Raw genomic sequence first — 14,850 nt, 5'->3', positions numbered from 1 at the left:
GGGCCGGCGCTCCTTGGGATGGCGCGCTTAGATCGTCGCTCGTCCTGACCTTGCTGGGATAAAGTGCCTAACTCAGAGGGCAGCAGCGCCGGCCCCCGGTCCGGCGCGCGCCCTCTCACCTAGGGCAGGTTTCTCGGCACAGCAGGCGTCACGTCCAAGCGAGTTCCCCGACAACTCCGGCCGCACAGCCCCGCCAGCACCGGCGCTCAAGCGCCGCCAACAGCGCCCCGTGCCCAAGCGCTTAAGCCAAAGCCCTGGCCCGAGCGCCGCGAACAGCCTCCCGCGCACAAAGGCTCAAACCAGAGCCCAAACGCCGCGAACAGCCTCCCTCGCTCCAGCACGCAATCCAAAGCCCAAACGCCCCAGCGCCTCAAACCTTCTCGAAACGCGCGGCATCCTTCGCCGACCAGCGCACAGTGAGCAGGTAGCCCTCCTCGTCCTGCACCTCGCCCTCGACCAGGCCCTTGTCGAAGAGCCAGGCGCGCTTGCGGCCGTCGGCGAAGGGCAGCCGCAGTTCCTCGGTGCGCATGTCGCCCTCGAGCTTGCCGGCAATCGCCTCCAGCACCGGGCCCATGCCGGAGCCGGTCAGGGCCGAGACCGTGTGGATGTCCTCCTCGCGCGCGGCGCGTTCGGCGAAGCCCGCCTGCGCCTCGGGATCGAGAAGGTCGGTCTTGTTCCAGAGCTCCAGCTCGGGCGTCGTCTCGCGCACCCCGAGCGAGGCCAGGATCGCGCGCACATCCGCCGCCTGCTCCTCGGAGTTGGGGTGGCTGATGTCGCGCACATGCAGGATCAGATCGGCCTCGAGCACCTCTTCGAGCGTGGCGCGGAAGGCCGCCACCAGCTCGGTCGGCAGGTCCGAGATGAAGCCCACCGTGTCCGAGAGGATCACGTCGATGCCATTGTCGAGCCGCACCCCGCGCATCGTCGGGTCGAGCGTGGCGAAGAGCATGTCCTTGGCCATGACCTCGGCGCCGGTGAGCCGGTTGAAGAGCGTCGACTTGCCGGCGTTGGTGTAGCCCACCAGCGCCACGATCGGATAGGGCACCTTGGCCCGCGCCGCGCGGTGCAGCGTGCGGGTCTTGACCACCTTGTCGAGCTGCCGGCGCAGCCGCACGAGCTGTTCGTCGATGGCACGCCGGTCGGCCTCGATCTGGGTCTCGCCGGGGCCGCCGACGAAGCCCAGCCCGCCGCGCTGGCGCTCCAGGTGGGTCCAGGCGCGGACCAGCCGCGTGCGCTGGTAGGAGAGATGCGCCATCTCGACCTGCAACACGCCCTCCCGGGTCGCCGCGCGGTCCGAGAAGATCTCGAGGATCAGCCCTGTCCGGTCGAGCAACTTCACCTTCCAGGCCTTCTCGAGGTTGCGCTGCTGCACCGGGGTCACCGGACCGTCGATCAGCACCAGCTCGATCTCTTCCTCGGCGAGGCGCTGTGCGATCTCGGCGATCTTGCCCTTGCCAAACAGCTCGCCCGGCTGCGGATCGCGCAGCGGCACGACCTCCTGGCCTACGACCTCGAGCCCCGGCAGGGCTTCGGCCAGGGCCACGGCCTCGGCAAGCGCGATCTCCGCATCGCGGCGGTCGCGGTCGGTCTTGATGTCGGGATGCAGCACCCAGGCGCGGGTGTCGCGGGTATCGTCAGTCGTCAAGACGCGCCGGTGTCCCCGTCATAGAGGTTGATCGGCTGGGCCGGCATTATGGTCGAGATCGCGTGCTTGTAGACGAGCTGCGATTGACCGTCCCGGCGCAGCAGGACACAGAAATTGTCGAACCAGGTGATCACCCCCTGCAGCTTCACGCCGTTGATCAGGAAAACGGTCACCGGGACCTTGGTTTTGCGAACGTGATTAAGAAATGCGTCTTGCAGATTCTGCTTATCCGAAGCCATTGAACGAGCCTTTATTCTTGTCAGAGCGTGCCGCAGGCCGCCGCTTGATTTCGGCCGAGTATGGTCTGCGATTTTGCGAGTTTCCAGAGCGAATCCGAATCTTACCCCGCGGGTGTGGGCCTATGCCCTCAATCGCGCCAGAGATCGGGCGTCAAGGTCACGATGATGGCCAGCACTTCGAGCCGCCCGAGGATCATCGCCGCCGCCAGGACCGCCTTCACCCCGTCGCCGTATTGCGCGATCACGATGGGCATTTCGGTCGCCAAGGACACGATCGGGCCGGTGTTGGTCAGCCCCGCGAGCGCCAGGACAAAGGCGCCCTCGAAGCGGATGCCGAAGGCCGCGAAGGCCAGCACCATGACCGCGAGCGTCAGCGCGAAGATCATGAAGAAGACCCAGGCGATGAAGGCGCCCTCGCGCCGGGTGCGCCGCGACAGAAGGCCCGAGCGGCCGACGGAGCTCGGGTGGATCAGCCGCTCCAGCTCGCGCCGCCCGTTCAGGACCAGGATGAAGACCCGCAGGAGCTTCACCCCGCCCGCCGTCGTCGCCACGCCGCCGCCGACCAGCGCCAGCGCCATCAGGATCAGCCCCGGCGTGTTCAACCCCGACCAGCCCTGCGTCCGGGCCCAGTCGGTGCTCTCGAAGCCGGTGGTGGTCAGGAAGGACAGCGTGGTGAAGGCCGCGCCCCAGAAGGCGCGCAGCGCCTGGGCCATGTTCTCCTCGGTGCCGACGTCGAAGGAGGCGAGCCAGTGGCGCAGGAAGAGCATGAGCGGCACCGCCCCGGTGATCAGGATGCCCATGCGGAACTCCGGGTCATACCAGAGCCCCTGCCGCCGCGCCGCCGAGGTGTCGTTCGAGAAGGTCAGCCGCGAGAGCGAGAACAGCAGGAACAGGAAGATCAGCGCCTCGCCCGCATGGCCCGCCTGCGACCCCTCGAGCCCGCCCACCGGCGAGATCGCCGAGGTCGCCAGCGTCGACATGGCGTGGCAGAGCGCCACGAAAGGCGTCTCGCCCGCCGCCATGAGCCCGAGCCAGAGCGCCAGCGTCAGCCCCGCGTAGACCGGCACCAGCGCGTGCACCACCCGCGCGAGGCGGAGCCGCGGGTCGGCCTGGTCACGGTGGGCCGCGCCCGGGGCCGCGGACTGGCCGGGCTCCGAGACCGCGGTGACCTCGAAGCCGCCGAGCGTCAGCGGCGCCAGGATCGCCGCCGCGGCGATCCACATCAGAAGCCCGCCGAGCCAGCCGACCTCGGCCCGCCAGAGGTGTTCCGCATCCGACAGCCGCTCGGGCGCGAAGAGCGTGAGCCCCGTGGTGGTCATGGCCGAGACCATCTCGAGGTAGGCGTTGAGGAAGCTCGTGGTCCGCACCGCCTGGTGGAAGGGCACCGCCAGCATCGCCGGCAGGACGATGAAGGCCAGGAGCAGCGCCAGGAGCTGGCGCAGCGCCCGGCGGTTGTGGTTGCCCCCGGCCAGCGCCAGCGCCACCAGCGTGATGCAGATGCCCGACAAGAGGCTCGCGTAGAAAAACGCCCGGGCGTCGTGGAAATCCTCCTGCGCCAGCGCCAGAACCGCCGGGGCCAACATGGCCAGCGCCCCGGCCCCGGCCAGGAGCAGCATCAGCGGGATGGACAGGAGCCGCGCCATGGGACCGGGTCAGAAGAAGTCGATGGAGACTTGCAGCAGCGTCTCGACCGCGGCGACATCCTTGGAGAGCGCGAAGATCACGATCTGGTCGCCCTCGTCGACGCGGGTGGCGCCGGTCAGCTTGACCACCTTGCCGCCCTTGCGCAGCGCGCCGACCAGCACGCCCTCGGGGAAGTCGATGTCGCGGATGCGCTGGCCGGTGATCGGCGAGGTCGAGAGGACCTCGGCCTCGATCACCTCGGCCTCGGCGTCGCCGATGGAATAGACCGCGCGCACCCGCCCGTGGCGGATGTGGCGCAGGATCGAGGACACCGTGGTGGCGCGCGGGTTGATATAGGCGTCGATCCCGAGCGGCTCCATCATCGCGGTCAGCGTCGGGTCGTTGATCAGCGCGATGGCCATGGGGCAACCCGCCGCCTTTGCGCGGACCGCGGCCAGCATGTTGGTCTTGTCGTCGTCGGTCACGCAGAGGACCGCGTCGGCCCGGCCGATGTTGGCCTCGGCCAGAAGCGCGGTGTCGAGCCCGTCGCCATGCAGCACGATGGTCTTTTCCAGCTCCTCGGCGGCGCGTTCGGCGGTCGGGCGGTGACGCTCGATGATCTTGGCGCGGATGCGCTCCTCGCGCTCCTCGAGGTTGCGGGCGACCATGCGCCCGACGTTGCCGCCGCCGATCAGCACGACGCGCTCCTGCTTGCGGTGCGGCTTGCCGAAGATCTCCAGCGTGCGGATCGCGTCTTCCTCGTGGACCATGACGTAGACGCTGTCGCCGATGAAGATCTGGTCCTCGGGTTCGGGGGCGAAAAGCGTGCCCTCGCGGCGCACGCCGACGACCACCGCGCGCAGCGTCGAGAAGAGGTCCGAGAGCTGCCGCAGGGGCGTGTTCACCACCGCGCAATCCTCGTCGATGGCCAGGCCCAGGAGCTGCGCGCGCCCGTCGAGGAAGGTCTCGGTGTCGAAGGCCGAGGGCGAGCCCAGCCGTTGCAGCGCGGCGTCGGCGACCTCGCGCTCGGGGCTGATCACCACGTCGATTGGCAGGTGGTCGCGGCGGTAGAGGTCGGAATAGATCGCGTCGAGGTAGCTTTGCGCCCGAAGCCGGGCGATCTTGCGCGGGATGGCGAAGATCGAATGGGCCACCTGGCAGGTGACCATGTTGACCTCGTCGGAATGGGTCGCGGCGATGATCATCTCGGCGTCCTGGGCGCCCGCGCGGTCAAGCACGTCGGGGTAGGAGGCGAAGCCCGCGATGCCCTGGACATCCAGCGTGTCGGTGGCGCGCCGCACCAGGTCGGGGTTGTTGTCCACGACCGTGACGTCGTTGCGCTCGCCCGAGAGATGGCGGGCGATCTGCCAGCCGACCTGGCCCGCCCCGCAGATGATGACCTTCATGGGACATCCCGAAAAGATGATCGACTGAAGAGAGGGTCTGACACGGGGCGCCCCCGCGGTCAATCACGCCGGGGCTGACGCAGCGGCAGGGGTGTGGCGCTGCCGGGACTTTGGGCGCGGGGTGCCGTGGACGGGCGAGACGGGCGCGGGCACCGCGCGCGGGCGGAAAGGGCGCAGGCGCGGCGCGCGGGCGGTGTGTGGGAAGCCCGTGCGCGCGGGATGGGCGCGGGCACCGTGCGCAGGGGCTAGCGGGCCGAATGGGCGCGGGCTCCGCGCGTGAGCGCGGGCGGGACTAGACCCGCCGCCGCGCGCCGCAGGCCCCGCTCAGGCGGTCTGCCGCGCGGGGGTCTCGGCCTCGTCCTCCTCGTCGACATGGGCGATGCGCGCGCCGCCCTTAGCCGAGGTCACCACGCCCAGCGACTTCAGCTTGCGGTGCAGCGCCGAGCGCTCCATGCCGACGAAGTTCGCGGTCCGCGAGATGTTGCCGCCGAAGCGGTTGATCTGGGTCAGCAGGTATTCCCGCTCAAAGGCCTCGCGGGCCTCGCGCAGCGGCATGGTGGCCAGCGTGCCCGAGAGCACCACCCGGCCCTCGCCCTCGGCGCCCGGGGTGGCCTCTTGCGGCAGCTCGGCCGCCTCGATCGGGCCGGTGCCGTCGCCGAGGATCAGCACCCGTTCGATCAGGTTCTTCAGCTGCCGCACGTTGCCCGGCCAGATCATCGTCTGCAGAAGCGCCACCGCATCCTCCGAGAGCGCCCGGCGCGGCAAGCCCTGGGCGCGGTTGCAAAGCTCGATGAAATGCGTGGCGAGCCCGGGGATATCCTCGCGCCGGTCCTCGAGCGAGGGCACCGGGATCGGCACCACGTTCAGCCGGTGGTACAGCTCCTCGCGGAAGCGGCCGGCGGAAATCTCGGTCTCCAGGTCGCGGTTCGTCGAAGAGATCACCCGCAGGTCGACGCGCACCTTGTCCTGCCCGCCGACGCGGGTGAACTGCTGGTCGACCAGCACGCGCAGGATCTTCGACTGGGTGCCCGAGGGCATGTCGGCCACCTCGTCGAAATAGACGATGCCGCCATGGGCCTGCTCGAGAAGGCCCGGCTCGACACCCCGGTCGGGGGTTTCGCGGCCGAACAGCACCTCTTCCATCGACTCGGGCATGACGCCCGCGCAGTTGACCGTCACGAAGGGCCCCTGCGCGCGGTTCGAGCGCGCGTGGATGTAGCGCGCGGCGACCTCCTTGCCGCAGCCCGCGGGGCCGGTCAGCATCACCCGGCCGTTGGATTTCGTCACCTTGTCGAGCTGGCTCACCAGGTTGCGGAAGGCCGGGCTGTCGCCGATCATCTCGGCCACCTCGGTCTCGCGGCGCTTCAGCTTCTGGTTCTCGCGGCGCAGCCGCGCGGTCTCCATGGCGCGGCGGATCACCACCAGGAGCTGGTCGATGTTGAAGGGCTTCTCGATGAAGTCATAGGCGCCCTGCTTGATCGCGGCCACGGCGATCTCGATATTGCCATGGCCCGAAATGATGACCACGGGAATGTCGGGATTGTCGCGCTTGACGGTCTTGAGGATGTCGATCCCGTCCATCTTGCTGTCTTTCAGCCAGATATCGAGGATGATCAGCGCCGGCGGCTCGCCGTTGATCTCGCTCATCGCCTCGTTGGAATTGCCGGCCAGCCGGATGCTGAAGCCCTCATCCTCGAGGATGTCCCCGATCAACTCGCGGATGTCCCGCTCGTCGTCCACGATCAGAATGTCGCCCATCGTTCAATTCCCTTCCTTCAAACCGTTTCTTCCGCGCGTTCGCCGGAGCCCTCGCTCGGCCCCTGCCCCGGCGCTTCGGAGGCAGGCAGGCGGATGACCGCCATGGCGCCCCGGTGCCCGTCCCCGCCAAAGGGGTCGGCATCCTCGAGGGCCAGCGTGCCGCCATGCTCCTCGATGATCTTCTTGACGATCGGCAGGCCCAGCCCGGTGCCCTTGTCGCGGGTCGTCACGTAGGGCTCGAAGAGCCGCGCGCGGTCCTCGGGCAGGCCGATGCCGTTGTCGGCAATGGTGATCTCGGCGCGGCCCTCGGGCCCGAGCCGCATGGCGACGCGGATCTCGGGCGCCACCTCGTCGGGCAGCGCGCCCGCCTCGCGGCGGCTTTCGATCGCCTCGCCGGCATTCTTGATCAGATTGGTGAGCGCCTGCGAGATCATCGTCGCGTCAAGCTCGGCCTCGATCGGCATGTCGGGCAGATCGGCCTCGAAGCGCACCTCGGGCTGGCCGGTCTCCTGCAGAAGGACCGCGCCGCGCAAGAGCTCGGTGAGGTTCTCGGGCCGGCGCTCGGGCTCCGGCATCCGGGCGAACTTGGAGAACTCGTCGACGATCCGGCGCAGGTCGCCGGTCTGGCGGATGATCACTTCGGTCATCTGCTCCAGCCGCTCGGCCTCGGGCGGCTCGAGCCCGCGCGAGAACTTGCGCCGGATGCGTTCGGCGGACAGCTGGATCGGCGTCAGCGGGTTCTTGATCTCATGGGCGATGCGCCGGGCGACATCGCCCCAGGCGGCCATGCGCTGCGCCGAGACGAGGTCGGTCACATCGTCGAAGGCCACCACGTAGCCCTCGAGGCTGCCGTCGTCGCGGCGCCGGGTCGACATCCGCACCAGCAGGTTCTCGAGCCGTCCGTCGCGGCTGACCTTGATCTCCTCCTGCACCACCTCGGAGCCGCTGTCGATCAGCCGGTCGAACAGCGGGCCGAACTCGGGCACGGCGACATGGATCGGGTAGCGCGCCTTGTCGTCGCCGACGTCGAGCAGCCGCTCGGCGGAGCGGTTCACGAAGGTCATGCGCCCCTCGGCATCGAGCCCCGCGACCCCCGAGGTCACATTGGTCAGCACGCTGTCGAAAAGCCGCTGACGGCGCTCGATCTGGCGGGTGTTCTCCAGGAGCCGCTCGCGCTGGCCTTTGAGCTGCCGGGTCATCTGGTTGAAGTAGCGCCCCAGCATGGCGATCTCGTCGTCGGCCTCGTCCTCGCGGACCTGCACGTCGAGGTCCCCTGCCCCGACCCGCTGCGCCGCGCCGGTGAGCTGGCCCACGGGCCGCGACAGCCGTTCGGCGAACCAGAGCCCCAGCCAGACCGCCGCGAGGATCAGAAGGACCGCGAAACCCAGGTAGAGAAGCGCGAAGTCGAAGACCCGGCGGCCGCGTTCGCTTTCCTGCTGCTGGTAGAAGCGCGCGGTCTCCTGGGTGTCGTCCAGAAGGTTGAGGATGCCGCCGTCGACCTCGCGGCTGACATAGAGGAAACGGTCCACGAAGGCGCCAAGCGGCACGAGGGCGCGGAACTCGTTGTTGTTCCAGTCCTCGATCACCGCCACCCCGTCGCGCCGCGCGGCCACCAGCGCCTCGGGCGGCGGAGCCTCAAAATCGAAAAGATAGGAGCGGTCGCCGCGGGCCAGGATCTCGCCCTCGCCGTCGATCACGAAGGCCTCGCGCAGCCCGCGCTGGATCTGCGCCTGCCCCGCGCCCAGAAGCTGGCGCAGCTCGCCGTCGTCCATGAAGGCCTGCGCCCGGCGGTTGGCGTCGAGAAAGCGCGCCAGCGCCTCGGCGTCCTCGATCAGGTCGCCGCGGTGTTCCTCCTCGTAGGCGACCGCCGCCGAGAGCGAGGCTCCCACCACGTTCTGCACCCGGGTCGAGAACCAGGTCTCGAGACCGATGTTGATGGTCAGCACCGCAAAGACCGCCACGGTGATCGTCGGCAGAAGCGCCATGAGCGCGAAGACCCCGGTCAGCCGCAGGTGCAGCCGCGAGCCCGCCGATTTCGCCCGCCGCGCCGCGATCAGCGCGGCGACGCGGCTCAGGACCAGCGCCGCCAGAAGCAGGACGTAGACAAGATCGGCCAGAAGCACGAGGCGCAGCGACAGGTCGGTGTCGTCGCCCTGCATCGGGCCCAGCACGAGATAGGTCAGAACGGCGAGGACGGGCCCCAGAAGAACCAGGCCCAGGGTTGCCGCGTTCTGCACGCGGCGCATCCGCCTTAGCTGGGCCATACGCGCCCAGCTCCAGTTCCGTGCCCGAGTGGCCACAGCCGCCCCTCGTGATTTACGGCCGATCTGCTCGGCCAACCGCCATATCTTGTGGTCTGACCGCTGCCAGGGGCAGCGCCGCCACGGTTATGTTGCTGGTTTACATCAATTTGCGGCGGCGTGTCACGCGGATATCGAGGTCGGTGATCTTTTTGCGAAGCGTATTTCGGTTGATTCCGAGCAGGTCGGCGCATTTCGCCTGGTTGCCGCCCGTGGCTTCCAGCGCGATCTCGATCAGCGGCGCCTCGACCTCGCGCAGGATGCGGGCGTAGAGCCCCGGCGGCGGCAGCATGTTGCCGTGCAGGTCGAAGTAGCGCCGCAGGTGCCGCGCCACCGAGGTGCCAAGCTTCTCGCCCTCGCCGCTTTTCAGGATCGGGCCGGTCTCGGGCTGGTTGCCCAGCACCGCCTCGACCTCGGTGCGGGTGATCTCTTCGGCGCGGCTGGTCAGCGACAGGCGCCGCACGGTGTTCTCGAGCTGGCGCACGTTGCCGGGCCAGGAATAGGCGCGGAAGATCTCGCCCGCCTCCTCGGAGAGCCAGCGCTGGGTGCCGCCCTCGCGTTCGATGCGCGACAGGAAATGCTCGCTCAGAAGGGCGATGTCATCGACCCGCTCGCGCAGGGCCGGCACCTGGATGGTCGCGCCCGAGAGCCGGTAGTAGAGGTCGCGGCGCACCTTGCCCTCCTCGACCTCGATGCCGAGGTCGCCCTGGCTCGTGGCCATGAAGCGCGGCGCGTGATCGCCGGGCACATCCATCATCCGCACGATGCGCGCCTGCACCTCGTCGTCGATGTCGCCCACCTCGTCGATCAGGAGCGTGCCGCCCTTGACCCGCGCCAGCACCCGCGCCGGGCCTTCGAGGTCGGACAGATCCGCCCCGGTCACGGTCACGAAAGGCAGCGTGCGGCGGTCCGAGAAGTCGTGGATCGCCCGCGCGATGAGGCTTTTCCCGGTGCCCGACTCGCCCGAGATCAAGACCGGCAGGTCGGTGTTCATCACCTTGGCGACCAGCCGGTAGAGCGCCTGCATGGCCGCTGTCTTGCCCACCAGCGGCAGCTCGTCCGGCCCGTCGGCGTTCTCGGCCGGCTCGTCGCGGCGCGGCGCGCGGTTGCGGTTGTCGAGCGCCTTGGCGGTGCGCTTCATCAGGTCCGGCAGGTCGAAGGGTTTCGGCAGGTAGTCGTAGGCCTCGGCCTCGGCGGCCTGGATCGCGGTCATGATGGTGTTCTGCGCCGAGATCACGATCACCGGCAGGTCGGGCCGGTCCTGGGCGATCTTCGGCAGCATCTCGAGCCCGTTGCCGTCGGGCATGACCACGTCCGAGATCACCACGTCGCCCTTGCCCTCGGCCACCCAGCGCATCAGCGTCGTCAGCGAGGAGGTCGCATGGACCTTGCAGCCGGCGCGGGTCAGCGCCTGGGTCAGAACCGTGCGGATCGTGCGGTCGTCGTCCGCGACCAGAACCGTGCCATCCATCACTCACCTTCCTTTGCGTGTTTGGGGGCCAGCGGCAGCGAGATGCGGAAGAGCGTGCGGCCGGGCACGCTCTCGACCGAGATCCAGCCGTCGTGGTCCGAGACGATCTTGGAGACCAGCGCCAGGCCCAGCCCGGTGCCGTTCTCCTTGCCCGAGACGAAGGGGTCGAAGATGTCGCCCTTGATGTCCTCGGGCAGGCCCGGGCCGTCGTCGATGATCTCGATCTGCAAGGGCAGAAGCTGGCCCGAGCCGTCCGAGCGCCGCAGCCGGAAGCTGTGCTCGTAGAAGGTATGCAGCCGGATGCGCCCGCCCTCCTTGGGGTCGGCGGCCTCGGAGGCGTTCTTCAGAAGGTTCAGCACCACCTGCAAAAGCTGGTCGGGGTCGCCATGGGCCAGGGGCAACGAGGGGTCGTAATCCTCGATCATGGTCATATGCCCGCCGAAGCCCAGAAGCGCCGAGCGCCGCGCCCTGTCGAGCACGTCGTGGATGTTGACCGCGCGCCGTTCCGGCAGCGAGAGGTTGCCGAACTGCTCCACCTGTTCGAGCAGCTTCACGATGCGCCGGGTCTCGCTGACGATCAGGTCGGTGAGCTCCAGGTCCTCGGCTTCGAGGTTCATCGACAGAAGCTGCGCCGCTCCGGTGATGCCGGCGAGCGGGTTCTTGATCTCATGGGCCAGCATCTCGGCCATGCCGATCGCCGATTTCGCCGCGGATTTCACCGAATGGCTCTGGGTGATCCGGCCCGCCAGCTCGCGCGGGGAGATCAGCACCACCATCCAGTCGGGCTGGCCCGCCAAGGGCGCGATATGCAGCGAACAGACCAGCGGCGGGCGCGAGCCGGTGCCCACGTCGACGTCGTTGACGAACAGCGGCGTGCCGTTGCGGCGGGCGCGCAGGAAGCTTTCCTCGATCGGGGCGTCGACGGCGAGCCGGTCCCAGATCGGCTGGCCGACGATCCATTTCGCCGAGTTGTTCATGAAGCCCTCGGCGGCGGGGTTCATGTCGGCGATATTGTCCGAGGCGTCGATCAGAAGCGCCGGCACCGGCAGCGAGGACCAGAGCGAGAGGGCGAGCGCGGTGTTCATGCCGCGACCCGTTCGGCGCCGAGCAGCGCCTGCGGCAGGCCCGAGAGCACCTCGTCGGGGCTGCGGGCGGTCAGGATCTCGCGACGCAGCGCCCCGGGCGTGCCCGCGTGATCCATGTACCAGCCCAGGTGCTTGCGCGCGACGCGCAGGCCCAGGTCGGCGCCATAGAAGCTCAACATCGCCTCGTAATGCTCTGATACCATGTCGGAAAATTCCTGCCCCTCGGGGCGTGCGGGCCGCGGTTGGCCCTCGAGGTCGGCGGCGATCTCGGCCAGGAGCCAGGGCCGGCCTTGGGCGCCGCGGCCGATCATCACCCCGTCGCCGCCCGAAAGCTCCAGCGCCTGCCGCGCCCGCGCGCTGTCGGTGATGTCGCCATTGGCCACGACCGGGATCGAGACCGCCTCTTTCACCGCGCGGATCGCGCCCCAGTCGGCGGCGCCCTTGTAGAACTGGCAGCGGGTGCGGCCGTGGATCACGATCATCCGCACGCCTGCCCCTTCGGCGCGGGCGGCCAGATCGGGGGCGTTCAGGCAGTCGTGGTCCCAGCCGAGCCGGGTCTTCAGCGTCACCGGGATCGAGACCGCCCCGGCCACCGCCTCGATCAGCCGCAGCGCGTGGTCGAGATCGCGCAGGAGCGCCGAGCCCGAGTAGCCGCCGACCACCTTCTTGGCGGGGCAGCCCATGTTGATGTCGACAATCCGCGCGCCCGAGGCCTCCACGAAGCGCGCCGCCTCGGCCATCCAGTAGGGATCGCGGCCAGCGAGCTGCACCGAGGTGTTCTCGAGCCCGAAGCCCAGCTCGGCCTTCTCGCGGGTGGCCCATTTGCCCTGCACCAGCTCCTGGCTCGCGACCATCTCGCTGACCACCAGCCCGGCGCCGAACCGCGAGACCAGCGCGCGGTAGGGCAGATCTGTGATTCCCGCCAGCGGGGCGAGGAACACGGGAATGTCGATGCGGGTCTCTCCGAGGTTCACGCCGGATGCCTATTCGTTGTGCATGGATCTGGGCTAAACCCGCCACGGCGCTTATTCAACGCCTGCGGGGGGCCTGCGGGGGGCGGAGCCGCCGCAAAACCGGGCGAGCGCCCAATTTTTGGGCAATTGCGCTGGCGTTGCGAAGCAACGGGCTGTCTCTTAATGAAGGCCTTGGGGAAAAGGAAGCGCATGGACTACGCCGTGATCATCGTGGCCGCGGGACGCGGCGCCCGCGCCGGGGGACCGGTGCCGAAGCAGTGGCGCGCACTGGCGGGCCAGAGCGTCGCGCGCTGGACCGTCGGGCGCTTCGCAGCCGCCGCGCGGCGCATCGTGGCGGTGCATATCGAGGACATGGACCAGGCCGCGCGCGAGCTTGCGGGCCTCGGCGCCGAGTTGGTCGCGGGCGGCGAAAGCCGCGCCGCCTCGGTCCGCGCCGGGCTCGAGGCGCTGGCTGCGGACCCGCCCGACCGGGTGCTAATCCATGACGTGGCGCGCCCCTGCGTCACCTCAGAGGTGATCGACAACGTTCTGGCCGCGCTCGATTTTTCCGACGGCGCGGCCCCGGCTCTGGCGGTCACCGACGCGCTCTGGACCGGCGCCGAGGGCCGGGTCACCGGCACCCAGCCGCGCGACGGGCTGTTCCGCGCGCAGACGCCGCAGGGCTTCCGCTTCGCGCCGATCCTGGCGGCCCATCGCGGCCACGACGGCACCGCCGCCGACGACGTGGAGGTGGCCCGCGCCGCCGGCCTCAGCGTCGCCATCGTCGCGGGCGCCGAGGACAACCTGAAAATCACCGCGCCCGGCGATTTCGACCGCGCGCGCGACATCCTGGAGAGGCAGAATGGACATCCGGCTCGGTAACGGCTTCGACGTGCACCGCTTTCGCGAGGGCGACCACGTCATGCTCTGCGGGGTGCGGGTGCCGCATGACCGCACGCTCGACGGGCATTCCGACGCGGACGTGGGCATGCATGCGGTGACCGATGCGATCTACGGCGCGCTGGCCGAGGGCGACATCGGCCGGCACTTCCCGCCCTCGGACCCGCAGTGGAAAGGCGCCGAGAGCGAGATCTTCCTGCGCCACGCGGTCGAACTGGCGGCTGCGCGCGGCTACCGGATCGCCAATATCGACGTCACGCTGATCTGCGAGCGCCCGAAGATCGGCCCGCATGGTTCTGATATGCAAGCGAAAATGGCGGAACTCATGTCGCTCGACGCAGCCCGCGTCTCGGTCAAGGCGACAACCTCCGAGCGGCTCGGCTTCACCGGCCGCGAAGAGGGCATCGCAGCCCTCGCCACCGCCGCGCTGGTGGCGGCATGAGCGCGCTGATCGCCACGCTCTTCGGGGTCGGCCACCTGCGCCCCGCGCCGGGCACCTGGGGCTCGCTGGCCGCCCTGCCGCTTTACTTCGCGCTCTATGAGCTGGGCGGGCTGGCGCTGACGCTGGTCGCCACGCTGCTGCTGGTGCCGCTTGGCACCTGGGCCATCGCCCGCGAGACCGCGGACCGCGAGGACCACGACCCCTCCGAGATCGTGATCGACGAGGTGGCGGGCCAGTGGATCGCCCTCTTCCCAGTGGGTTACGGGGCATTCTTCACCGGCGCGGACGTGCTGGCGCTTTGGCCCGGCTGGGTCGCGGGGCTGGTCTTCTTCCGGCTTTTCGACATCTGGAAACCCTGGCTCGTGGGCCGCGCGGACCGCATGGGCACGCCCTTCGGCGTCATGCTCGACGACCTGATCGCCGGGGTCTTCGCGGCGCTCGCGACCTTCGCGCTTGGCGCGGCCTGGCACCTGGTGCTGCTATGAGCGCCGCCGAGGAGCTTCTGACCCGCGCCCGCGCCGAAGGCCGGGTGCTGGCCACCGCGGAAAGCTGCACCGGCGGGCTGATCGCCGGGGCGATCACCGATGTGGCGGGTTCCTCGGCGATCTTCGACCGGGGCTTCGTCACCTATTCCAACGCCGCCAAGACCGAGATGCTGGGCGTCCAACCCGCCACGCTCGAGGCGCATGGCGCGGTCTCCGAGCCGGTCGCGCAAGAGATGGCGGCGGGCGCGCTGGCCCGCTCGGGCGCCGACCTCGCGGTCTCGGTCACCGGCATCGCGGGGCCCGGCGGCTCCGAACACAAGCCCGAGGGCCGGGTCTGCTTTGGCCTGGCCACGCCCAAGGGCACCCGGAGCGAGACGGTGGACTTCGGCCCCCTGGGCCGCGCCGAGGTGCGTCGCGCCACGGTCGCGCACGCGCTGCGGCTCCTGATCGCCGCGCTCGACTGACCACGCCGGCGCCCGCGCGGAACCCTTCGCAAACCGCCCATAAAACGGGCGCCTGCCCATGATTTGCGCTCAAATTCGG

At 69.5% G+C, this 14,850-nt stretch carries 11 protein-coding genes and 1 pseudogene; 3 read left to right on the top strand and 9 right to left on the bottom strand.

The features are described from left to right. Positions 1-370 precede the first annotated feature (370 nt). The 9 genes from hflX to dusB form a co-directional block, all read right to left on the bottom strand. Complete coding sequence (hflX, locus tag ACX938_RS03475; protein ID WP_459429995.1) at positions 371-1,645, bottom strand: GTPase HflX; 1,275 nt, start codon at positions 1,643-1,645, stop codon at positions 371-373. Continuing rightward, positions 1,642-1,884, bottom strand: coding sequence for an RNA chaperone Hfq (gene hfq / locus ACX938_RS03470; protein WP_232754954.1), 243 nt, complete (start codon positions 1,882-1,884; stop codon positions 1,642-1,644). Before hfq ends, hflX begins: the two co-directional genes overlap by 4 nt. 128 nt (positions 1,885-2,012) lie before the next feature. Next, entirely contained in the window at positions 2,013-3,527 is a 1,515-nt protein-coding gene (locus ACX938_RS03465) for a potassium transporter TrkG (RefSeq protein WP_232754953.1), read from the bottom strand. A 9-nt stretch (positions 3,528-3,536) separates the two neighbouring features. Further along, on the bottom strand, positions 3,537-4,913 hold the full coding sequence (trkA, locus tag ACX938_RS03460) for a Trk system potassium transporter TrkA (RefSeq protein WP_232754952.1): 1,377 nt from the start codon (positions 4,911-4,913) through the stop codon (positions 3,537-3,539). Between the two features lie 324 nt (positions 4,914-5,237). Continuing rightward, positions 5,238-6,671: a nitrogen assimilation response regulator NtrX gene (ntrX, locus tag ACX938_RS03455; RefSeq protein WP_232754951.1), complete on the bottom strand. Its 1,434-nt coding sequence runs from the start codon at positions 6,669-6,671 to the stop codon at positions 5,238-5,240. 17 nt (positions 6,672-6,688) lie between these two features. After that, on the bottom strand, positions 6,689-8,917 hold the full coding sequence (locus tag ACX938_RS03450; RefSeq protein WP_459430066.1) for a sensor histidine kinase NtrY-like: 2,229 nt from the start codon (positions 8,915-8,917) through the stop codon (positions 6,689-6,691). A gap of 154 nt (positions 8,918-9,071) precedes the next feature. Continuing rightward, complete coding sequence (locus ACX938_RS03445; protein ID WP_232754950.1) at positions 9,072-10,442, bottom strand: response regulator; 1,371 nt, start codon at positions 10,440-10,442, stop codon at positions 9,072-9,074. Further along, positions 10,442-11,527: a two-component system sensor histidine kinase NtrB gene (locus tag ACX938_RS03440; RefSeq protein ID WP_232754949.1), complete on the bottom strand. Its 1,086-nt coding sequence runs from the start codon at positions 11,525-11,527 to the stop codon at positions 10,442-10,444. The genes ACX938_RS03445 and ACX938_RS03440 overlap by 1 nt, the downstream gene beginning before the upstream one ends. Next, positions 11,524-12,501 carry a tRNA dihydrouridine synthase DusB gene (gene dusB, locus ACX938_RS03435; protein ID WP_459429994.1) on the bottom strand — a complete coding sequence of 326 codons (978 nt, stop codon included), beginning with the start codon at positions 12,499-12,501 and terminating at the stop codon, positions 11,524-11,526. The genes ACX938_RS03440 and dusB overlap by 4 nt, the downstream gene beginning before the upstream one ends. 189 nt (positions 12,502-12,690) lie before the next feature. Here dusB and ACX938_RS03430 point away from each other — a divergent pair. The 3 genes and pseudogenes from ACX938_RS03430 (at position 12,691) to ACX938_RS03420 (ending at position 14,771) form a co-directional block, all read left to right on the top strand. Continuing rightward, positions 12,691-13,822, top strand: a pseudogene (locus tag ACX938_RS03430) (bifunctional 2-C-methyl-D-erythritol 4-phosphate cytidylyltransferase/2-C-methyl-D-erythritol 2,4-cyclodiphosphate synthase). After that, positions 13,819-14,307, top strand: a complete 489-nt coding sequence (locus ACX938_RS03425; protein ID WP_459429993.1) for a phosphatidylglycerophosphatase A family protein — start codon at positions 13,819-13,821, stop codon at positions 14,305-14,307. The pseudogene ACX938_RS03430 and the gene ACX938_RS03425 overlap by 4 nt, the downstream one beginning before the upstream one ends. Further along, entirely contained in the window at positions 14,304-14,771 is a 468-nt protein-coding gene (locus tag ACX938_RS03420; protein WP_459429992.1) for a CinA family protein, read from the top strand. Before ACX938_RS03425 ends, ACX938_RS03420 begins: the two co-directional genes overlap by 4 nt. Positions 14,772-14,850 lie beyond the last annotated feature (79 nt).

The sequence above is a fragment of the Roseivivax sp. genome (assembly GCF_054552075.1).
The sequence above is the reverse complement of the archived record's forward strand: the minus strand, read 5'-3'. Positions and strand labels throughout refer to the sequence as shown.

Bases quoted from the DNA above. Each gene is read 5' to 3' on its own strand.
- ACX938_RS03445 (WP_232754950.1), bottom strand. From the start codon at position 10,442: ATGGATGGCACGGTTCTGGTCGCGGACGACGACCGCACGATCCGCACG.
- trkA (WP_232754952.1), bottom strand. From the start codon at position 4,913: ATGAAGGTCATCATCTGCGGGGCGGGCCAGGTCGGCTGGCAGATCGCC.
- hfq (WP_232754954.1), bottom strand. From the start codon at position 1,884: ATGGCTTCGGATAAGCAGAATCTGCAAGACGCATTTCTTAATCACGTT.
- ACX938_RS03420 (WP_459429992.1), top strand. From the start codon at position 14,304: ATGAGCGCCGCCGAGGAGCTTCTGACCCGCGCCCGCGCCGAAGGCCGG.
- ACX938_RS03465 (WP_232754953.1), bottom strand. From the start codon at position 3,527: ATGGCGCGGCTCCTGTCCATCCCGCTGATGCTGCTCCTGGCCGGGGCC.
- ACX938_RS03425 (WP_459429993.1), top strand. From the start codon at position 13,819: ATGAGCGCGCTGATCGCCACGCTCTTCGGGGTCGGCCACCTGCGCCCC.
- ACX938_RS03450 (WP_459430066.1), bottom strand. From the start codon at position 8,917: ATGCGCCGCGTGCAGAACGCGGCAACCCTGGGCCTGGTTCTTCTGGGG.
- ACX938_RS03440 (WP_232754949.1), bottom strand. From the start codon at position 11,527: ATGAACACCGCGCTCGCCCTCTCGCTCTGGTCCTCGCTGCCGGTGCCG.
- ntrX (WP_232754951.1), bottom strand. From the start codon at position 6,671: ATGGGCGACATTCTGATCGTGGACGACGAGCGGGACATCCGCGAGTTG.